The sequence below is a fragment of the Tepidibacter formicigenes DSM 15518 genome (assembly GCF_900142235.1).
Lineage (GTDB): Bacteria > Bacillota > Clostridia > Peptostreptococcales > Peptostreptococcaceae > Tepidibacter > Tepidibacter formicigenes.
In genome coordinates this window covers 1-22,187 of record NZ_FRAE01000010.1, presented here as the reverse complement: position 1 = coordinate 22,187, position 22,187 = coordinate 1, and the positions used below count along the sequence as shown (strand labels likewise).

Here is a 22,187-nt window from a genome sequence, read left to right as displayed (position 1 = left end):
TGGATATGCCACCTTATATTACATTTATTTCATTAAATCCAAGCCTTGGCATATAACCATCCTGTCCAGTAGAAAAGAAGCGTACTCTGTCGTATAAAATAACATCTCCTGTCATATTTTTTTCTCCAGTTATACTTGGAATAGCCCAATTTAAAGACATAACTGTATTTCCTATAGGAACAAGAAAAGAGTTTGCCTTTAAATTTGGTTCATCATAAATTCTATTTTCGACAACTGTAATATGCATTCTCTTGCCATATTGCTCAACTAAAGTTATTCTATCTAAAGCTAATTGTGCAGCAGTTGAAACTAACTCACTTTTATCGCTAGTCATATTAATAAGAGTGTTAATAACATTTAGGTTATTTGGAGCAATTCTTCCTAGGCTTACTATTGAATAAAAGCGTACTATATCACAATTATGTTTTAATAAATCTAATAAATATGGAATAGATTGATTTCCTAAAGTTTGCCATATAAATGATCCATTATAATATACATTGTAAATTTCATCTTCAGTTAATTTATCACATTTAGTATTACCTATTGTTTCCCATTGTTCTTTAAGATCTATAGGACTTCCCATATAATCTCCTACAAGTATTTCTGAGCCAGTAGGTATTGAGGTTGGGTTGAATTTATTCATATAAATAAGAGATTTAACAGGTATGTTAAACTCTTTAGATAGACATAAATAAGTATCTCCAAACTTAACAATATAATAAGGGGGCTGACCTTGAGATTTAGGTAATTTAATATTAGGATTAGGTATAATTAAAGGCTCACCAGCAGAGATAAAATTTGGATTACATATTACATTAGCTTCCATTATTGCTTTAGGTGTAGTATTAAATTGTATAGCAATTTTCTGTAAAGTATCACCTCGTTTAACGTAATAAAGCATAGTTTTCACTCCTTTCTTTAACATATTATTCTCTTTTAATATAAAATGTGTACTTTAAAATATAGTAAGATTTTTATTTGATATTTTGTATGATTGGAATTTTTTTTAATTGAACTAGATTTAGCAGTACAGCAAAATACAAAAATAGTTTATAGTAACAAGATTCTATATTAATGGCTAAAATATTTGATTGAATCATATAAATTTAAAAAGTTATCTAAGTAGAGAATGTTGCAATAGTTACTGTAGTAATAGAATATTAGAAGTTTACTTTGAGTCTTTTTTTGTAAGATATTTCAATTGTTGTTCGTTTTAAGAAACTGAATATAGAAAGGTATATGGGATAAGCATAAATTTAGTTTATTTGATTAACTATAAGTTGAAAAATTCATCGAAATTTTAGTTATATTGGTAAATTTTAAATATATTATGTAACAATATACCTAAAATGTTACTTTATATATAATAATAATATAGATATTACAAATATTCAACAATATTCAATTTTTTTCCTATAAATATTCATGTTTTCTACATAATATTATGAAAACTTATTTTAAATTAGAATTGTACAAGTGAATATAATTCGTCTTTTTGGTCTTGATTTACTCCAATATAGCGAAGTGTTATTTTTTGTGAACTATGATTAAAAGTATCCATTATTAGACCAATATTATATCGGGAGACTTTATAAGTCCAATATCCCCATGTTTTGCGTAAACTATGGGTTCCAAAATTTTCAATTCCAATTATGTTTGCGGCTTCTTTTAAAACACGATAGGCTTGTATTCTACCTATATGCCCACCTTTATGGCTTGGAAAAATATAATCTTCATAAAAAAGATCTTTATTTTCTATATACATTTTAATTGTTTTACGGAGAGCATCGTTTAGTTTGATTTTTTTTTCTTTTCCTGTTTTTTTTTCTTTTAGAACTAAGTAGTCTCGAAAATTTCCATTTTTATTAAAAATATCTTTTACTTTCAAGGGAAGTATATCGCTAATTCTTAAACCAGTATTAAGACCAAATTTAAACAATAGGCCATACTTAGGATCTTTTCCATTTAAAAATTGATACATATATTTAATTTTTGTTTTATCTCTAATTGGTTCAACAGTCATAAGCATTTTCCTCTCTATTATGTAATTATTTGTAATATATTATATAAAAAATTGCATTATAATTCAATTAAAACTAGGCAAAAAATTTATTTAGTATATTTAAAACTTCTTAAAATCAAGATATATTAAATATTATAGATGTAACATTTTAGGTATATTGTTACATGAAGATAATAAAAAATATTTTTGGTAAAAAATTGAATTGTTTTTTTCAACAGAAGCAAATCTGTCGAAAGTTAGGTATGCAAAATACTAAGATAAGAAAAGAGGTGATATTGAATGGCAGAAAAGAAATATGTTTAAATAAAATCAATTAGATAAATTAAGTAGTATATTAAAACAGATTAATTTGTAAGTATTGGAAAGATTTAAATAGATTTTGCCATAACAGACGAAACAATAGTAGAATTTATTTTAGGATGTGAGTGATGATGATATCAGAAAAAGAAATACACTATTACGATTACATAACAGGATTACATAATAGGCAATACTTATACGATAAATATTCAAAAAATATTTCAGAGTATGTGGTAGTATTTTTAGATATAGATGATTTCCAATATATAAATGATATTTATGGATATTGCTTCGGTGATAAATTTTTAAAGGAGTTTAGTAATAGGCTATCTAATTTGATTTCAGAAAGTGGGAAGGTTTTTATTTATAACGCAAATCAATTTTTGATTCTTTTACCTAAACTTAATATAAGAATATTTAATGATGAAATAGAATTATTATTTGAAAAATTAAATGGTATAACAATAGTTGAAGAAAAGGAAATCACATGTTTTGTAAGTATGGGTATTTACATTACAAAAAATGACGATGTCTTAGATGATGCTTTAAGAAAAGCAGAAGTTGCAATGTATGAAGTTAAGCGAAATAATAAAGGACAATATAGATATTTTGATGAAAAAATTGAAAAAGCAATATTTAGAAAGGTTGCTATAATAAATGGATTGAGGAAATCAATTATAAACAATGAATTATATCTTGTGTATCAGCCGATTCTGAGCTTAAAAGAAAATAAAATATTTGAAGTAGAAGCACTTTTGAGATGGGAAAACAGAGAATTAGGAGAAGTTTTTCCAATGGAGTTTATACCTGTTGCTGAAGAAATAGGATTTATTCATGAAATTGGATACTGGATTATAAGAGAAGTATGTAATCAGATAAAGAAATGGGAAATACAAAATATAAATTTGAAGGTAGCGATAAACATTTCTCCAAATCAATTTGATGATAAAAATTTTTTAAATAATCTTAAAGGTATTGTTATAGATGAGGGAGTAGATTTTAATAAAATTAAGTTTGAAATAACAGAAACACAAATATTAAAATCGGAAAAAAAATATATAAAAAAAATAAAAGAATTAAAAAAACTAGGAACAAGTATATCATTAGATGATTTTGGAGTAGGTTATTCATCCTTAAAGAATATAGCCTTTATTCCAATATCGGAACTTAAAATAGATAAAAGCTTTATTGATTATATTAGTATTAGTAAAAAAATAGAAAAATTAATATATTCTATTATATATGTTGCACATGAAGTAGGTTATAAAGTTACAGCAGAAGGAGTTGAAAGAAAAGAACAATTAGATAAATTATTAGAACTTGGATGTGATAAAATACAGGGATATTATATAGGTAAGCCTATGAAAGAAAATGATATTGTGGAGTTTTTAAACGAGATTACTGTTTATGATAATTTAAAAAAAGAAGGTAGTAGTCATGTACTTTTAGGATGAAAATGCCTAAATTTACATGATTAAATTTTTGTCTTAATTAAACAAAATATATAATATTCTCATAATGAATATATTAAAATGGAAAGAATTGAGATGGAAAGAGGGATAGGAGTGAAAAAGCAAATGGGTTTAAAAAATCAGATAGAAAAATACAGTGATGAGTTAAATGATATTTTAGGGCGAAAAAATATTAATATACTTGATTTGAAAGTTTTAAAAATGAGTGAAGATTTAGATGAATTAATAGTTCAATATTATAAAGAAAGAATGGATAAAAATAAAATGGATAAGTAGTGCAACTTAATTTTAAATTTGTTTATATAAATAAATCTGAATAATTTGCTAAAAAAATAAAATAATAATATTATTGACAAAAATAAAAAAAGTTATATATAATTTAGAATAAGTAAATTTTAATATATAAAGGCTATGAAAAAGAGGAGTACATAAATATCGCTTTTAGAGAGGAAAATCCATGGCTGAAAGGTTTTCTAGGCATGAGTTTATGGAAGGTAGCTTTGGAGCTTCTAAGCTGAAATAATAGTAGGTTTAGACGGCAATTGTCGTTAAAAAAACAAGTGTCAGATTTTTTCTGAAATTAAGGTGGTACCGCGAGCTTTTCGTCCTTTTAAAGACGAAAAGCTTTTTATAATTTTTGTGATTTTATTTGTGATTATCTATAGCAATTATTAAAACTAAGGAGGTCAGAAAATGGAAATAAGAAATTTACCTAAAACTTACAATCCAAAAGAATTTGAAGAAAGACTATATACTGAGTGGTTAGAAAACGGATATTTTAAAGGAGAGGTTGACGAAAATAAAACTCCTTTTAGTATAATGCTTCCTCCACCTAATATAACAGGGCAATTACATATGGGACATGCTCTTGATCATACACTTCAGGATATATTAGTTAGATGGAAAAGAATGGATGGATATGCTACTCTTTGGCAGCCTGGAACAGACCATGCAAGTATAGCAACAGAAGTTAAGGTTGTTGAAAGAATAAGAAAAGAAGAAGGAAAAAGTAAGTATGAATTAGGAAGAGAAGAGTTTTTAAAAAGAGCTTGGGATTGGAGAAATGAATTTGGAAGAAAAATAGTAAATCAAATGCAAAAACTAGGAGACTCTTGTGATTGGGAAAGAGAAAGATTTACTATGGATGAAGGATGTAATGAAGCTGTTACAGAATTTTTTGTAAAATTATATAATGATGGACTTATATATAGAGGAAATAGAATAATAAACTGGTGTCCTGATTGTAAAACTTCTTTATCTGATGCCGAAGTTGAGCATGAAGAACATGGTGGACATTTTTATCATGTAAAATATCCTGTAAAAGATAGTGATGAGTTTATAGAAATAGCAACAACAAGACCAGAGACAATATTAGGTGATACTGCGGTTGCAGTAAACCCTGAAGATGAAAGATATAAACATTTAGTAGGTAAAACTTTAATACTACCATTAGTTGGAAGACAAATACCAATAATTGCTGATGAATATGTTGAAATGGAATTTGGAACAGGAGCAGTTAAAATAACTCCTGCACATGACCCTAATGACTTTGAAGTAGGATTAAGACATAATCTTGAACAAATAGTTGTGATGAATGAAGATGGAACTATGAATGAAGCATCTGGAAAATATAATGGTATGGATAGATATGAGTGTAGAAAACAGCTTATTAAGGACTTAGATGAAGAAGGATTCTTAGTAAAAATAAAAGATCACACTCATAATGTTGGACATTGTTATAGATGTAATACAGTAATAGAGCCTATGGTATCTAAGCAGTGGTTTGTAAAAATGGAAGAATTAGCAGGCCCTGCTATAGAAGCTGTAAAAAGTGGAAAAATAAAGCTTGTTCCAGAAAGATTTAATAAAATATATTTCCATTGGCTTGAAAATATAAGAGACTGGTGTATTTCAAGACAATTATGGTGGGGACATAGAATACCCGCTTATTACTGTCAAGACTGTGAAGAAACTATTGTATCTAAGGAAATACCACATAAATGTCCTAAATGTGATAGCAATAACTTAAAACAAGATGAAGATGTACTTGATACTTGGTTTAGTTCTGCACTATGGCCTTTTTCAACTCTTGGATGGCCTAATAATACTAAGGAACTTGAGTACTTCTATCCAACAGATGTTTTAGTAACAGGATATGATATTATATTCTTCTGGGTTATAAGAATGGTATTCTCTGGACTTTATTGCATGAATGAAATTCCATTTAAATATGTTTTAATTCATGGTCTTGTTAGAGACTCACAAGGAAGAAAAATGAGTAAATCTTTAGGTAATGGAATAGATCCACTTGAAATAATAGACAATTACGGAGCTGATGCATTAAGATTTACATTAGCTACAGGAAATACACCTGGAAATGATATGAGATTCTATATGGAAAGAGTAGAATCTGCTAGAAACTTTGCTAATAAACTTTGGAATGCATCTAGATTTGTATTTATGAATTTAAGTGAAGAATTAGTAAGTGATTTAAATAGAGAAAAAGTAGAGGAAAATTTAACTCTTGCGGATAAATGGATAATATCAAGACTTAATAATGTTGCAAAAGAAACAACTGAAAATATGGAAAAATTTGAGCTTGGTATGGCTATTCAAAAGGTTTATGATTTTACTTGGTCAGAATATTGTGACTGGTATATAGAAATGGTAAAGCCTAGGCTTTATGGAGAGGATTTAGAAAGTAAAAAAGCAGCTTTATATACTTTGACTTATGTTCTTGAAAACATATTAAAACTACTTCATCCATATATGCCGTTTATTACAGAGGAAATATATACTTACCTTCCAACTGTAAATGGAAGCATAGTATTATCTTCTTGGCCAAAATACAAAGAAGAAGATAATATGAAAGAAGAAGAAAATAAAATGAATTTAATAATGGAAGGAATAAGAAGTGTTAGAAATATAAGAGCGGAAATGAATGTTATTCCTTCTAAAAAGGCTAGAGTTATTATTATTCCAACAGAGGAAAAATTAAGCACAATTGAGGAAGGTAAACAGTATTTTGTAACATTAGCATCAGCATCTAATGTTGAAATATTAAAGGATAAAGTAGGAGTTCCTGAAGATGCTATGTCTGCTGTAATAGAAGGAGCGCAGATATATATACCACTAGATGAACTTGTGGATTTTGAAAAAGAAGTAGAAAGACTTGAAAAAGAAAAAGTAAAACTTGAAGGGGAACTAAAAAGAGTAAATGGAAAACTATCAAATGAAGGATTTTTAAGTAAAGCACCAGCTAAGTTGATAGAAGAAGAAAAAGCTAAGAAAGAAAAATATGAAGAAATGATGAAAACAGTACTTGAAAGACTTGAAAACTTAAAAGGAAAGTTAAAATAATAAAATTAAGTCATAATATTGCTTGCAATATTATGGCTTTGTATAAATTTAACTAATAATTTAAGTAGCTATAAAACTAGGGAATGGGGAGATTAATATGAATTACAATGAGGCATTAGAGTATATTCATGGAACATATAAATTTGGAAGAAAATTAGGACTAGATAATATAACTAAGCTTTTGGAACTTCTTGGAAATCCTCACGAAGACTTGAATGTTATACATGTTGCGGGGACTAATGGAAAAGGGTCTACTTGTTCTTTTATAAGTTCTATTTTAGTTAATCAAGGATATAATGTTGGACTTTACACATCTCCTTATCTTGAAACTTTTACAGAGAGAATTAGAATAAATGGAGAAAATATAAAAGAAGAAGAGCTTGCAAGGGTTACACAAATAGTAAAAGAAAAAGTACAAGTGATGGTAAATAGGGGGTATAACCATCCTACTGAATTTGAAATAGTAACGGCTATAGCCTTTTACTACTATAAAGAACAAAATGTAGATTTTTTAGTATTAGAAGTAGGAATGGGAGGAAGATTTGATGCCACAAATGTAGTAAAAAAACCACTAATTTGTGTTATTACTCCTATAAGTATGGATCATACTGATTACTTAGGAGATACTTTAGGGAAAATAGCATATGAAAAAGGTGGAATAATAAAAGAAAATTGTGATGTTGTAATGTATCCTCAAGAAAAAGAAGCTGAAGATGTTATAAAAGATTTAGTTCAAGAAAAAAATTCCATTTTAACTACTGCTAATATAAAAGATAAAGAAATTATAAAAGGTGATATATATGGTCAAACATTCAATCTTAATTTAAATAATGAAAATTATGAGAGATTAGAAATAAAATTAATAGGAGACCATCAAGTAAATAATGCTATACTTGCTTTAAATGTTATAAATATATTAAAAAATAAATATGATTTTGAAATAAATAAGCAATCTATATATAAAGGATTAAAAGAAACTAAATGGCCAGGTAGAATTGAGCTTTTAATGGAAAAACCACTTTTTATTATAGATGGGGCTCATAATAAGGATGGAGCAATATCTCTTACTAATTCTATAGATAAATACTTAAATAATAAAAATATAACATTACTAATTGGAATGCTTAAAGATAAGGATGTTGATTCTGTATTAAAAGTATTAATACCTAAATGCAGCAAAATAATTACTACAACACCTGATAGTGATAGAGCTTTAACTGCAAAGGATTTAAAGGAAAAAATAATTGATTTGGGTAAAGAATGTATTTCGATAAATGATATTGAAGATGCTGTAAAATTATCTATTAATGAATGTAAGGAAGATGAAATTATAATATGCGCAGGTTCTTTATACATGATAGGAGCTGTAAGAAGTATAATAAAAAAGGGTGATATTTAATCACCCTTTTTGCTATGCACTTTGTTCTGCTTGTTTCTTTTTATAAAGTAATAATGCTTTTGTAAGTTGGTCTGGACAAGAAGTTGATCTATTGCCGCAAGGGATTCCTTTAAATTGTTCTATGATATCATCTATTTTTTTTCCTTCTATAAGTTTTTTAATTCCAAGTAAGTTTCCAGGACATCCACCTACAAATTCTACAGATTTGATTATATCTTTTTCAATTTCAAATCTTATTTCTTTAGCACAAACACCAGAAGTTCTGAATAAATACATATTAAAACCCTCCTTATTTTCCTATTAACTATACCCTACTATAGTATATACATATGAAAAAGTTAACAAAAATGTATCACAATAATAGTAAATATAATATATTATTATAGTATATAAGAGTTTGTGAAAGCGGGAATAAAGAAGGGGGGAGGGGTTTGAAAGTCTATGTATCTAATTTTTTATCAAAAAGTATATCAATAATAGATAAAAAGCTTCTTATAGAAGAAGACAGAATAGATTTATATGAAAATGTATATCCTCATCATTTTTGTATAGATAAAAAAGAAGAAATTATATATATACCCAGTAGCTTAAATGGAGTTTTATATATAGTTAGTATAAAAGACAAAGTTGTAATAGACAGTGTATCTATAGGTGGAAATTTAAGTCAGGTTGCACTTTATAATGATGAAGAACTTTATATAGCTAATGAAGACTCTAATAGTATATATATAATAGATATACAAAAAATGAATCCTATAGGAGTGATTTGTGTTGATGATATGCCTCACGGAATGGTTTTAGATAAAAATCAACATAAACTATATGTTCCTTGTTCTGATTATTTTACAGTAATAGATGTAATATCTAAAAATATTGTAGAAAAAGTAAAATTAAATTTTATGCCATGGCATTTAAAAGTAGATGAAATAAAAAATGTAATTTATGTAGCAACAAAAGATGGTCATATAGTGTTATTAGATAGGTTTACCTTTAAAACAATTAAAACACTAAATAACTTTAAATTACCCATAGAGATAGCTTTTAATAATTTAAAAAATGAAGTATATGTAACGGATTTTTGTAATAAAAGTATAGATATATTAGATTCTAAAAAATATAAAATTATAAAAAAGATAGAGATTTTAGGAAGACCTCTTGGAATAAGTATATCTAATGATAAAAAATTATTATTTGTATCAGACATAGAAAATAATGTTATAAAGGTATTTAATACTGAAAATTATAATTTTATAAAAGATATAAAAGTAGACAAAGAGCCTACTACAATAATTTGTAGATAGGCTCTATTTTTTTATAAGAAGCTTTATGATTTCTCCATATATAGTAGGAGCATTTTTTTTCCAGTTATCACAAATTAACTTTGCTTGTTTGTTAGAAGCTACATTTAAGTCTATGTTTATAAGTGGTACTTGATTTTCTATTACTTTTAAATTTACAATAAATTCATTTTCTGATATTTTAGAAAAATTAGATTTGATTTGAGTTTCTTTTAAAACTTTTTCTTTGTTTTTTGATATATATATATCTATCTTTTCTTTAACATCTAAAGGTATTCTAGATAAAAAATATTCAAGAGCTTGATTTCCTTTTTTAGTTAAGGAGTAATACTCTTTACCTTCTTCTTTGTAGACCTTTAAAAAATTAGACTGTGTAAGTTCAGCTAAAAATTGTTGAAGAGAAAAATAATTCATAAAATCATTTTCCATAACTACTTGAGTAATCTGAGAATTAGTTAAATTTATTTCGATTCTATTCAAGATATACATTAATAGTAATTTATTAACTGCTAACTCTTCAGATGTGTTTTCAAACATAATACATCATCCTCCGCAAAATACTTCTATTTATATATTAAACTATTTGTCTTAAAAATAAAAGTATAAAAAACAAAAATAAAAAGTCTTCTTATAATGAAGACCTTAAAAAAGACTACCTTGAAATAGGTAGTCTTTTCAAAAATTTATTATTTTCCTGATATTTGTTTTTCTGCCATTTCAACTAGCTTTTTAGTCATATATCCACCAACATATCCATTTTGTCTAGCTGTTAAATTTCCTTTATCAATGTTTTCGTAGTTTGATAAACCAAGTTCATTAGCTGTTTCAAGTTTCATTTGATTTAAAGCAGTTCTTGCTTCGGGAACTACTTTTTTATTTCTTCCTGCCATAGTCAATTCCTCCTTGTAATGTCATTTAAGTTTTGTTTTCAACATCTTTTGATGTTGTAGTATTAATTTAACCAGTTTTACAAAATATATGTTAGAAATATTTGAAAGAAATTAATATATATGTAAAATAAATAACTGTATTAAAAGAATTTTATACATTCATAATAAAAATGAGTTGTGCAATTTTGCACAACTCATTTTTATTATGAATCAGAACCATATTTTTTGTGAATTTTTATTTTTTTATCTTTTCGTATACCTTCTTGAATTGTATGAGCTTCTCTTAAAAAATGTCTTGGTTCAAGTTTATTAGTAATTCTTCCTGATTCAGTTCTCTTTCCTTTTAAATTAGTATACTCGCTTCGTATCTCAGACATGAAAACACCTCCTAAAAATAATTTTCCCATTTAAAAAACTAAATCTTCTAGTAATTTTTTGAAGAATATTAAAATAAAAATATATTAATGAAAATCATATTTAGGAGGGTTTAATTTGAAAATACTAATAGTTTCTTTTAAAAAGATAATCTTAAGTTTAGTTATATTCCTAATAGCATTAACGGTATTATTATGTTCCTTTTATATTATAAAAGATACAATGGCTCAAATTGAAGAAAAAAAATTGCCTATTTACTGTGTAGACACAAAAGAAAAGAAAATTGCTATAAGTTTTGACGCTGCTTGGGGGCAAATATATACTAGAGAAATATTAGATATACTAGATAAATATAATGTTAAAACAACGTTCTTTTTAGTAGGTTTTTGGGTTGATAAACATCCAGATTTAGTTAAAGAAATATACGCAAGAGGCCATGAAATAGGAAATCATTCTACAACTCATCCTAAGATGAGTCTTTTAAGCAAAGAGGAAATTACTAAAGAACTTGAAATTACTTCTGAAAAAATAGAAAAAATTATAGATAAAAAGCCAACGGTTTTTAGACCTCCATTTGGAGACTATAATAATACCCTTATAGAAACTGCTCAAAGCTTAGGTTATTATACTATACAGTGGGATGTAGATTCTTTAGATTGGAAAGAAATAGGTGTTGAGCATGTTGTAGACAGAGTAGTTAAAAACACAAAAAATGGTTCTATAGTTTTATTTCATAATAATGCTAAATACATAACTCAATATTTACCTCTAGTTTTGGAAAAATTACAATCTCAAGGATATAAAATAGTTCCAATATCTGAGCTTATATATAAAAAAGACTATGAGATGGATTCTACAGGAAGGCAAAAAAGAATAAATAAGGACAATAAGATTGATAATTAATAATTTTGTCAACAACACATATTAATTGTATAATATTCTATAAAACGATTATTATATAAGAGGTGATTGCTTTGTTTTTAATCCCTAAAACAACTTTAGTTAAAGATGCCATGTCTAAAGATTTTATTATGGTTTATGAAGAGGATAAGCTTAAATTGTGTTTAGAAGAAATGTTAAAGAACAATTTAACTGATATATTTGTTATAGATGAAAATAAAAATATTAGAGGATTACTGACTTTAACAGATATAGCAAAAATAAAAATAAAAAAATTAAATGAGTATCTACCTATAAAGAATTTTATGTCAAAAGAAATTGTAACTGTAACTAAAGATATTAGTTTACTTGAATGTAGAAATATAATGATTAAAAATAAAATAGCTAGACTTCCTGTTGTAGAAAATAGGAGTTTAATAGGTGTTATAAGAGTAGAACAATTAAGAGATTATTTTTATATGAAGATGGAAGAATTAGGAGGGAAATTAAATCACATAATAAATCATATATATGAAGCTGTATGCGTTGTAGATAAAGAAGGAATTGTTGTAATATGGAACAAAAATTCTGAAAAGCTTTATAAAGTTTTAGCTAAAGATATAATAGGTAAAAAATTAAAAGATTTTTTTCCTAAAGCAATTTTATTAAAAGTTTTAGAAACTAGAATGGGTGTAGCTGATGTATATCACTGCCCGCCTAGAAAGGATACGGATGTAGTAGTAAGCGCACATCCTATTTTTATAGATGGAGAATTTGTTGGTGCTGTATCTACAGATAGAGATATTACGCAAGTGAAAAAATTATCTTATCAACTTGAAAAAGCAAACAGTACTTTGAAGTTTTTAGAAAATGAGGTTAAAAAATTTTCAAGCAGTAATTTTGGAAATATAATAGGTAAAAGTCAAAAACTTATAAAAACAATAGAAACTGCAAGGCAAGTTGCAAAAACTAATGCAAGTATTTTAATCCTTGGAGAAAGTGGAACTGGTAAAGAAGTGTTTGCAAGAGCAATACATGATTACAGTCAAAGAGAAGGACTTTTTGTTCCTGTTAACTGTAGTGCCATACCAAGTGAGTTATTTGAAAGTGAATTCTTTGGTTATGAAGCAGGAGCGTTTACAGGAGCGAGTAAAAAAGGGAAAATAGGAATTTTTGAACTTGCAAATAACGGAACTGTATTTTTAGATGAAATAGCAGATCTTCCTATGCACATGCAGGCAAAATTACTAAGAGTTCTTCAAGAAAAAGAGATTAGAAGAGTAGGGGGAGAAAAAACTATAAATATAAATGTAAGGATAATATCTGCAACTAATAAAAATTTAAAAAAAATGTCAGAAGAAGAAACATTTAGAGAGGATTTGTATTATAGATTAAATGTGGTAGAGCTTAGTTTACCTCCTTTAAGGGAAAGAGATGGAGACATAGTGCTTTTAATACATAATTTTTTAAAAGAAATGTGTGAACAAAATAATAAGAAGATACCACAAATAGAAAGGGAAGTAATTGATATACTTCAAAACTATGAATGGAGAGGAAATATAAGAGAGCTTAAAAATACAATAGAACATTTAGTTGTTTTAAGTAAAGATGATACTATAACTAAAGAATTAGTGCCGAATTATATTATGGAAAAAGTTAATAAAAAAATAAAAAAAGAAGAATATCCTATGGATTTAAATAAGGCGGTATTAAAAGTAGAAATAGACACTATTAAAAGAGCTTTGAAAATTTCAGGTGGAAATAAAGCAAAAGCAGCAAAGCTTCTTAATATTCCAAGGAGTACTTTATATTATAAAATGGATTTATATAAAATATAGTGTCAAAAAGCTGACAAGCGTCGAAAAGTTGACGCTTTATTTTTTTTTGAATAAACTTAAAGAAAATATAAGATAATAAGTAATTGATAGAAGTTTTTTATAATTTATAAAGGAATTCATTTTAGAAAATGCGTCAAAAAACTGACAATTTCAGAAAATTAAGGGATGCTTGAAGTTTTTTAAAAAGCATTATAAAGTTTTTATATATTAGTCAAATCAACTATTATATAAAAATATGATTTATTTACAACTTTTTTTAAAAAATTGGCATGATAGTTGCTTATATAATATGGTGAAAGTGATAAAAGAATAGGAGGTGAAAGATATGAATATATGCATTGAATTAAAGCAACATGTTGGAGCACCTTGTAATCCTATAGTAAATATAGGAGACGAAGTAAAAAAAGGACAGTTAGTTGCTAAGCCACAAGGGCTTGGAGCGAATATACATTCAAGTGTTTATGGTAAGGTAGTAGATATAAATGAAAAAGAAATAGTTATAAAACCTTTTGAAAACCAACCAGAAGAATATGTAAAGATAAAAGAAACAGATAGCCATTTAGAAGCTGTAAAAGAAGCTGGAATAGTTGGGTCTGGTGGTGCAGGTTTTCCTGCTCATGTTAAATTAAACGTAGATTTAAAAGGTGGATATGTTATTGCAAATGCAGCAGAATGTGAGCCTGTGCTTTCGCACAATGTTGCATTAATGGAGGAAAATCCAGAAGTAGTAGTAAAGGGATTAAAATATATTCTTGAAATGACTAATGCTTCTAAAGGATATATTGCCATAAAGCCAAAATATAAAAAGGCTATTATAGCACTTGGTAAAGCTTGTAAAAATGAAGAAAATATAGAAGTTAAATTTTTACCAGATATGTATCCAGCAGGAGATGAAAGAGTTATTATAAGAGAACTACTTGGAGTAGAACTAAAGCCTGGACAATTGCCACTTGAAGCAAAGGCAGTTGTTTCTAATGTTGAAACCCTTAAAAATATTGTTTTAGCAATAGAAGAAAGAAAACCTGTTATAACTAAAGATATTACAGTTGGTGGAAGAGTAAAAGATGCTAAGAAAGGTAGAGTATTCTTTGATGTTCCAATAGGAATGCCAATTAAGCACTATATAGAAGAATGTGGAGGATATGAAAAACCATATGGAGAGATAGTTTTAGGTGGACCTTTCACAGGAAAACATGGAGAAGAAGATTCTCCAGTTAATAAAACTTTAGGTGGAATATTAGTATCTATGCCATTTCCGAATGAAAAAAGAAAAGTAGGTATAATTGCGTGTGAATGTGGAGCGCAAGAAGAGAGATTGAAAGAAATTGCTAAGGGAATGGGTGCTGAAGTTGTAGCAGAGACTAAGTGTAAGAGAATGACAGAAAGCAATGGAAGATACAGATGTGATTTACCAGGAATATGTCCAGGGCAAGCAGAAAAGGTATTATACCTTAAAAAACAAGGGGCTGAAGTGGTGATTACTGGAACATGTGAGGACTGAACTAACACAGTTATGCAAGTAGCTCCTAGGGTAGGAGTTCCAGTTTATCACAGTACAGACCATGTTTTAAGAGGTGCAGGACATAAACTATATAGAAGAAAAAAATAAAAGGAGGCGATTTATATGTCAATTACTCCAGAAACAGCTAAGGCTCATGCTAAAGATCCAGCAGTTTGCTGCTGTAGATTCGAAGCTGGTACTGTAATTGAAACATCAAATTTAGAAGACCCAGCAATATTTGCTGACTTACAAGATTCAGGATTACTTGAAATACCTGAAAATTGCTTAACTATAGAGGAGGTATTAGGTGCAAAACTAACTAAAACTATAGATGCTTTAACTCCTCTTACTGCAGATTTATTAGAAGGAATAAATAAAGTAGAAGAAGTTAAAGAAGAAGCAGTTGAAGAAACTAAAGAAGAAATGGTAGCACCTGTAGCACCAGTATCTTCTGTAACACCAGTATCTGGTGGAGGAACTGTTAAAATTCATATAGGAGAAGGAAGAAATATAGATTTAGAAATACCTTTAACAATCGCAGCTTCAATGGGACTTGCACAACAATCAGCTGTAGTTCCTGTAGCTGAAGCTCAACCAGCTACTGAAGCTAAAGAAGAAGTTAAAGAAGCTAAAGCTGTTAGAAAATTAGTTAAAAAACACTTTAAAATAGAAAAAGTAGAACTTGCTGATGAAACTAAAATAGAAGGAACTACTTTATATATAAGAAAAGATATTTGTTCAGGAGCAGTAGCATCTGAAGAATTAGTTGTAGATCTGAAGTTAGATATAATAACTCCAGATAAATATAACACTTATAGTGAAACTATAATGGATGTTCAACCGATTGCTACTAAAGAAGAAGGAGAATTAGGAACTGGTGTTACTAGAGTGATAGATGGTGTTATCGTTATGGTAACAGGAACTGATGAAAATGGAGTTCAAATAGGCGAATTCGGTTCTTCAGAAGGTGATCTTGATAAAAATATAATGTGGGGAAGACCAGGTGCTCCAGATAAAGGAGATATCTTCATAAAAACTCAAGTTACAGTAAAAGCTGGTACTAATATGGAAAGACCAGGACCACTTGCTGCTCATATGGCTACAGATGTAATAACTCAAGAAATAAGAGAAGCTCTTAAAAATGCTGATGAATCTTTAGTTGTTGAAACTGAAGAATTAGTTCAATACAGAAGACCTGGTAAAAAGAAAGTAGTTATAGTTAAAGAAATAATGGGTCAAGGTGCAATGCATGATAACTTAATATTACCAGTTGAGCCTGTTGGAACATTAGGAGCAAAGCCTAATGTTGACCTTGGAAATGTTCCAGTGGTACTTTCTCCACTTGAAGTATTAGATGGAGGTATTCATGCATTAACTTGTATAGGGCCTGCTTCTAAAGAAAACTCTAGACATTATTGGAGAGAGCCACTAGTAATAGAAGCTATGAATGATGAAGAAATAGATTTAGTAGGAGTTGTATTTGTAGGGTCTCCACAAGTTAACTCTGAGAAATTCTATGTATCTAAGAGATTAGGTATGATGGTAGAAGCTATGGATGTAGATGGTGCAATAATTACTACGGAAGGATTTGGAAACAATCATATAGATTTTGCATCTCATCATGAGCAAATAGGTATGAGAGATGTTGCTGTAGTAGGTATGACATTCTCAGCTGTTCAAGGTGCTTTAGTTGTTGGTAATGAATATATGAAATATATGATAGATAATAACAAGTCTAAACAAGGTATTGAAAATGAAATACTTTCAAATAATACATTATGTAAGGAAGATGCTATAAGAGCATTAGCTATGGTTAAGGCTGTTATGGCTGGAGAAGAAGTTAAAGCTCCAGAAAGAAAATGGAACAATAATGTTAAGTTAAACAATATTGAGTTAATTGAAAAAGCAACTGGAAGCAAAATAGAGCTTCTTGAAAATGAGCAAGTGTTAGAAAAGAGTAAAAAGAGAAGAGAAATTTACGAAAAAGAAGATGCTTAATAAATAGGTGATATGATGGATAGATTAAAATATTCTTCTACAGAAAGAATGTATGAAGGAGTAATAGTTGAATTAACAGATGGTAGTGTTACTATTGATTTAAAAGGAAGACTTGGACAATTCAAGGTTCCGATGAGGATGTTAATTAGTGATTATGAATTAAAGCTTGGCATGGAAGTTGGATTTTTATTGAGCTATCCTGAAGTTTTAGGACCTGAGGTTAATGAAAAATATGCTAAGATAATAGAAGAAAATAAAAGACGTGAAAAAGAGAAACAAGAACAAAAATAAACAGGAAAGTGAGGTAATAGATATGAGTCTTACAGTTGTTAAAGGACTTCAATCAGAAATATTTGTACCGATAACACCTCCACCAGTTTGGACTCCTGTAACTAAAGAATTGAAAGAGATGAGAATTGCTTTAGCTACAGCAGCTGGTGTGCATTTAAAATCAGATGAGAGATTTAACTTAGCAGGAGATTTTGGTTTTAGAGTAATACCAGGAGATGCTCCAACAAGTGAAATGATGGTATCTCATGGTGGATATGATAATGCTGATGTTAACAAAGATATAAACTGTATGTTCCCTATAGATAGATTAAGAGAACTTGCTGAGGAAGGATTTATAAAAGAAGTTGCACCAGTTCACTTTGGATTTATGGGTGGTGGTGGAGACCAACAAAAATTCACTGATGAAACTGGTCCTGAAATTGCTAGACAATTAAAAGAAGAAAATGTTGATGCAGTTGTTTTAACTGCTGGCTGAGGTACTTGCCACCGCTCTGCCGTGATTGTGCAGAGAGCAATTGAGAAAGCTGGAATACCAACTATAATAATAGCAGCTCTTCCTCCAGTAGTTAGACAAAATGGTAGCCCAAGAGCAGTTGCTCCATTAGTTCCTATGGGAGCAAATGCAGGTGAACCAAATAATAAAGAAATGCAAACAAATATATTAAAAGATACTTTAAGAAAACTTATTGAAATACCAAGTGCTGGTAAAATAATACCATTACCATACGAATATGTAGCAGAAATATAATAAAATAACTTCCCCCTATTTAGGGGGAAGTTTTAAATAAATACCTTAAAAGGTGATGTTTATGTATAAAGAAAAAAATTTGAGAAGATTAGTTATTAAATCTTTTCATATAGAGAAAGTGGAATTTTCAGATGCAAGTGGAATAAGTAATGGTGTACTTAAGATTGATAAAGAAATATCAAATTCTTTAATAAAAGATGAAGATTTAATAGTAGATATAAAAATAGATATTATATCTCCAGGTGATTACAATAGATATGTAAATACTATAATGGATATTATACCTATATCTACTAAGGTATTAGGTAGAATAGGAGAAGGTATAACACATACTTTAACTGGAGTTTATGTTATGCTAACTGGAGTAGATGAAGATGGAAGACAAATGCATGAATTTGGCTCATCTGAAGGAATATTAAAGGAACAACTAGAATTTGATAGAGCTGGTACACCTTCTAAGAATGATTATATAATTAATTTTGATGTAACTTTAAAAGGTGGGCAGCCGTTTGAAAGAAAACTTCCTTTATCTGCGTTTAGAGCATGTGATAAGTTTATTCAAAACTTGAGAAATATTCTAAAAGAGTTAGATGGAAGAGATGCTACTGAATCGTATGAATATTTTGATAAAATAAGACCTAATTCTAAAAAGGTTTTAATAATAAAACAAATAGCAGGTCAAGGTGCGATGTATGACAATCAACTTTTTTCTAACGAACCAAGTGGACTAAAAGGAGGAACATCTATTATAGATATGAAAAATGTTCCTATGATAATATCTCCTAATGAATATAGAGATGGCGCATTAAGGGCCATGACGTAAGGTGGTGATTTTGTGGGAATAGGACCATCCACTAAGGAAACAACTCTTCATCATTTTAGAGATCCTTTACTTGATATAGTAAGTAATGATAAAGACATAGACCTTTTAGGGGTTATGGTTGTAGGTACACCTCAAGATAATAAAGAAAAGTATTTTGTAGGTCAAAGAGCTGCTGCTTGGGCAGAAGCAATGAGAGCTGATGGAGTTATAATATCTGTTGACGGTTGGGGAAATTCTCATGTGGACTATGCAAATACAATAGAAGAAATAGGAAAAAGAGGAATTCCTGTAGTAGGACTTAGCTTTATAGGAACTCAAGCTAAATTTGTAGTTACAAATAAATACATGGACACGATAGTTGATTTTAATAAATCTAAAGAAGGAATAGAAACACAAGTTGTTGGTGAAAACACTGTAGATAAATTAGATGCTAAAAAAGCGCTTGCATTTTTAAAATTAAAAATGAGAAGAGGGGAGAAGTAATATGAAAGCTATAAGAAGTATTCATGCAGTTGATTCTCATACTATGGGAGAACCTACAAGAATAATTGTAGGTGGAGTACCAAATATTCCAGGAAAAACTATGGCTGAGAAAAAAGAGTATCTAGAAAAGAATATGGATAACTTAAGAACGGCAATAATGTTAGAACCAAGAGGGCATAATGATATGTTTGGTTCAATTCTTACAGCCCCAGTGAATGAAGAAGCTGATTTTGGAATAATATTCATGGATGGTGGAGGATACTTAAATATGTGTGGCCATGGCTCTATAGGTGCTATAACTGTAGCTATTGAAACAGGAATGGTTGAAGCTAAAGAGCCTATTACAGAAGTTGTAATGGACACTCCAGCAGGAATAGTTAGATCAAAGGCAAGAGTAGAAAATGGAAAAGTTAAAGAAGTATCAATAGTAAACGTTCCAGCATTTCATTATAAAAAAGATGTAGAAATAGAAGTTCCTGAAATAGGAAAAATAACATTTGATATATCCTTTGGTGGAAGTTTTTTTGCAATAGTTGATGCTAAGCAATTAGGCCTTAAAATTGAGCCTAAGAATGCTCAAAAGTTAACAGAAGTAGGACTTAAAATAAGAGATATAATTAATGAAAATGTAGAAATAAAACATCCTACTTTAGACCATATAAAAACAGTTGACTTAGTAGAAATATATGATGAGCCAACTCATCCTGAAGCTACTTACAAAAATGTAGTTATATTTGGTCAAGGTCAAGTAGATAGATCTCCTTGTGGTACAGGAACTAGTGCTAAACTTGCAACTCTTTACTCTAAAGGAGAGTTAAAAGAAGGAGAACTATTTGTTTATGAAAGTATTTTAGGAACGTTGTTCAAAGGTAGAATAGTTGGAACTGGAGAACTTGGAGGGTATAAAACTATAACTCCAGAAATAACAGGAGCAGCTTATATAACAGGATTTAATCATTTTGTAATAGACCCTGAAGATCCATTAAAATATGGATTTATATTGAAGTAAAATACATAGTTTGTCAAAAAAACATAATATTCAAATAAGGTTTAAAAATTAACAAAATCATATTTAAGTTTTGATTAAAAAATGATAAAATAAAATTAAGCAAAACTATAAAAGGAGGATGTAAGCTATGATTAAAATGGTTTTAGGTGTTTTAGGTGTACTGACGTTTTGGTTTGTAGTGGTATTTATAAAAGATTTTATGGAAAACAAAAACAATTTAGAAGCTCATAATACTTGGTCAAAAGTTACTTTTATTGGATTTATAACAGATTTCTTCGATACTTTAGGTATAGGTTCATTTGCACCTACTACAGCACTACTAAAAGGAATGAAACAAACTAAGGATAGACTTTTACCTGGAACATTAAACGTATCTCATACAATACCAGTTGTGTTAGAAGCATTTATATTTATAACAGTTATAGACATGGATTCTGCTACGTTAATTAGTATGCTTGCATCTGCAACAATTGGAGCATGGGTTGGAGCAGGAATTGTATCAAAACTTCCAGAAAAGAAAGTGCAGTTTGCAATGGGAATAGCGTTATTTATTACTGCTTTTTTAATGCTTGCAGGACAAATGGATTGGATGCCAGGAGGAGGAGAACCATTATCGCAATCATTTGATGGAGTTAAAAATAATTTAATCTATAAAACTATGGAAATAAAAGAAACTATAGATGGAAAAGAAGTTATAAAAATGCTAGGTGTACCTATTGGAATTAAAGGTTCAAAACTTATAGTAGCAATAGTTGCAAACTTTATATTAGGGGCTTTAATGACTGCGGGAATAGGACTTTATGCGCCTTGTATGGCACTTGTTTATTTATTAGGAATGTCTCCAAGAGTTGCATTCCCTATAATGATGGGTTCTTGTGCATTCTTAATGCCTGTTGCTTCTATTAAGTTCGTTAAAGAAAAAGCATATGACAGAAGAGCATCAATGGGTATAACAATTGGAGGAACAATAGGAGTTATTATAGCTGCATATATAGTTAAAGAACTACCTCTTGATATATTAAAATGGTTAGTTATAGGTGTTATATTCTATACTTCAGTTACAATGCTTAAAGCATCATCTCAAAATAAAGAAATGCCATCTAAGCCAGCTGATGAATAAAATAAATATATATAAAACTGCTAACTTTGAGTTGGCAGTTTTTTTATATTAAGTAGGAAATTATAAAATTTCAAAATCTGTGGAAAACTTGCTAAAATATATGTATAAGTATTGAAAAAAGAGAGATGAAGAGATGACTAAAGTAACATTAAAAAAAATATTGCAAGATAATTGGCAAAACTTTTTAAAGAAAAAAATTAAAAGAATTCCGAAGGTAATAAGGGCAGATGTTATAGAAACAGTTGAAAAAGCAATGGACTGTGGGAGGCTAGAAAAGGGATATACAGAGTATATGTGTTTAGAATGCATGGAAAGTAAGAGAGTAGGCTTTACATGTAAAAGTAAATTTTGCACTAGATGTGGGAGAATTTACGTTA

At 28.8% G+C, this 22,187-nt stretch carries 20 protein-coding genes, 1 pseudogene and 1 other annotated feature; of the genes and pseudogenes, 15 read left to right on the top strand and 6 right to left on the bottom strand.

Translation table 11 applies throughout. From position 1 onward, the window contains the following. Positions 1–13: 13 nt before the first annotated feature. On the bottom strand, positions 14–904 hold the full coding sequence (locus tag BUA77_RS02845; RefSeq protein ID WP_072887141.1) for a LysM peptidoglycan-binding domain-containing protein: 891 nt from the start codon (positions 902–904) through the stop codon (positions 14–16). Between the two features lie 561 nt (positions 905–1,465). Then, a complete protein-coding gene (locus tag BUA77_RS02840) occupies positions 1,466–2,026 on the bottom strand; it encodes a tyrosine-type recombinase/integrase (protein WP_072887140.1) in 561 nt (186 codons plus the stop codon). Positions 2,027–2,454: 428 nt separating this feature from the next. On the opposite strand from BUA77_RS02840, the gene BUA77_RS02835 reads away from it, so the two are divergent. The 4 genes from BUA77_RS02835 (at position 2,455) to BUA77_RS02820 (ending at position 8,557) form a co-directional block, all read left to right on the top strand. Continuing rightward, positions 2,455–3,780, top strand: coding sequence for a putative bifunctional diguanylate cyclase/phosphodiesterase (locus BUA77_RS02835; RefSeq protein ID WP_072887139.1), 1,326 nt, complete (start codon positions 2,455–2,457; stop codon positions 3,778–3,780). 111 nt (positions 3,781–3,891) lie between these two features. Then, entirely contained in the window at positions 3,892–4,074 is a 183-nt protein-coding gene (locus tag BUA77_RS02830; RefSeq protein ID WP_159428932.1) for an aspartyl-phosphate phosphatase Spo0E family protein, read from the top strand. 126 nt (positions 4,075–4,200) lie between these two features. Next, positions 4,201–4,411: a binding site (T-box leader), on the top strand. 80 nt (positions 4,412–4,491) lie between these two features. After that, positions 4,492–7,158 carry a valine--tRNA ligase gene (locus tag BUA77_RS02825; protein WP_143151283.1) on the top strand — a complete coding sequence of 889 codons (2,667 nt, stop codon included), beginning with the start codon at positions 4,492–4,494 and terminating at the stop codon, positions 7,156–7,158. A 97-nt stretch (positions 7,159–7,255) separates the two neighbouring features. Beyond that, positions 7,256–8,557, top strand: a complete 1,302-nt coding sequence (locus tag BUA77_RS02820; RefSeq protein ID WP_072887137.1) for a bifunctional folylpolyglutamate synthase/dihydrofolate synthase — start codon at positions 7,256–7,258, stop codon at positions 8,555–8,557. 12 nt (positions 8,558–8,569) lie between these two features. Here BUA77_RS02820 and BUA77_RS02815 read toward each other — a convergent pair whose 3' ends face one another. Next, entirely contained in the window at positions 8,570–8,833 is a 264-nt protein-coding gene (locus BUA77_RS02815) for a TIGR03905 family TSCPD domain-containing protein (protein WP_072887136.1), read from the bottom strand. 155 nt (positions 8,834–8,988) lie between these two features. On the opposite strand from BUA77_RS02815, the gene BUA77_RS02810 reads away from it, so the two are divergent. Then, positions 8,989–9,858, top strand: coding sequence for a YncE family protein (locus BUA77_RS02810; RefSeq protein WP_072887135.1), 870 nt, complete (start codon positions 8,989–8,991; stop codon positions 9,856–9,858). A 3-nt stretch (positions 9,859–9,861) separates the two neighbouring features. Here the strand turns inward: BUA77_RS02810 and BUA77_RS02805 are convergent, their stop codons facing one another. From BUA77_RS02805 to BUA77_RS13670, 3 genes are all read right to left on the bottom strand, one after another. Continuing rightward, the gene (locus BUA77_RS02805) at positions 9,862–10,392 is read right to left on the bottom strand and encodes a DUF4364 family protein (RefSeq protein WP_072887134.1); all 531 of its coding nucleotides are present in this window, start codon (positions 10,390–10,392) and stop codon (positions 9,862–9,864) included. A gap of 149 nt (positions 10,393–10,541) precedes the next feature. Continuing rightward, positions 10,542–10,745: an alpha/beta-type small acid-soluble spore protein gene (locus BUA77_RS02800; protein WP_072887133.1), complete on the bottom strand. Its 204-nt coding sequence runs from the start codon at positions 10,743–10,745 to the stop codon at positions 10,542–10,544. A 203-nt stretch (positions 10,746–10,948) separates the two neighbouring features. Further along, on the bottom strand, positions 10,949–11,122 hold the full coding sequence (locus BUA77_RS13670) for a hypothetical protein (RefSeq protein WP_159428931.1): 174 nt from the start codon (positions 11,120–11,122) through the stop codon (positions 10,949–10,951). Between the two features lie 115 nt (positions 11,123–11,237). Between BUA77_RS13670 and pdaB the strand changes: the two genes are divergently transcribed. The 10 genes and pseudogenes from pdaB to BUA77_RS02740 all read left to right on the top strand — a co-directional run. Continuing rightward, positions 11,238–12,023, top strand: coding sequence for a polysaccharide deacetylase family sporulation protein PdaB (gene pdaB, locus BUA77_RS02795; RefSeq protein WP_072887131.1), 786 nt, complete (start codon positions 11,238–11,240; stop codon positions 12,021–12,023). 62 nt (positions 12,024–12,085) lie between these two features. Continuing rightward, positions 12,086–13,837 (top strand): sigma-54 dependent transcriptional regulator PrdR, encoded by a 1,752-nt coding sequence (gene prdR / locus BUA77_RS02790; RefSeq protein ID WP_278280548.1) that lies wholly within the window; start codon positions 12,086–12,088, stop codon positions 13,835–13,837. Positions 13,838–14,162: 325 nt separating this feature from the next. After that, complete coding sequence (gene prdC, locus BUA77_RS02785; RefSeq protein ID WP_200773909.1) at positions 14,163–15,446, top strand: proline reductase-associated electron transfer protein PrdC; 1,284 nt, start codon at positions 14,163–14,165, stop codon at positions 15,444–15,446. Positions 15,447–15,461: 15 nt separating this feature from the next. Then, a complete protein-coding gene (prdA, locus tag BUA77_RS02780; protein ID WP_072887125.1) occupies positions 15,462–17,336 on the top strand; it encodes a D-proline reductase (dithiol) proprotein PrdA in 1,875 nt (624 codons plus the stop codon). Between the two features lie 12 nt (positions 17,337–17,348). Beyond that, complete coding sequence (locus BUA77_RS02775; protein WP_072887123.1) at positions 17,349–17,627, top strand: CBO2463/CBO2479 domain-containing protein; 279 nt, start codon at positions 17,349–17,351, stop codon at positions 17,625–17,627. A gap of 22 nt (positions 17,628–17,649) precedes the next feature. Beyond that, entirely contained in the window at positions 17,650–18,375 is a 726-nt protein-coding gene (prdB, locus tag BUA77_RS13340; RefSeq protein WP_242939069.1) for a D-proline reductase (dithiol) protein PrdB, read from the top strand. A gap of 55 nt (positions 18,376–18,430) precedes the next feature. Beyond that, positions 18,431–19,681 (top strand): annotated as a pseudogene (gene prdD, locus BUA77_RS14320) (proline reductase cluster protein PrdD). Between the two features lies 1 nt (position 19,682). Then, positions 19,683–20,690: a proline racemase gene (locus BUA77_RS02750; protein WP_072887115.1), complete on the top strand. Its 1,008-nt coding sequence runs from the start codon at positions 19,683–19,685 to the stop codon at positions 20,688–20,690. Positions 20,691–20,817: 127 nt separating this feature from the next. After that, positions 20,818–21,810 carry a TSUP family transporter gene (locus tag BUA77_RS02745; RefSeq protein ID WP_072887113.1) on the top strand — a complete coding sequence of 331 codons (993 nt, stop codon included), beginning with the start codon at positions 20,818–20,820 and terminating at the stop codon, positions 21,808–21,810. 133 nt (positions 21,811–21,943) lie between these two features. Next, positions 21,944–22,187, top strand: a 244-nt coding sequence (locus BUA77_RS02740) for a transposase zinc-binding domain-containing protein (RefSeq protein ID WP_200773907.1), incomplete at its 3' end; no start/stop codon positions are given.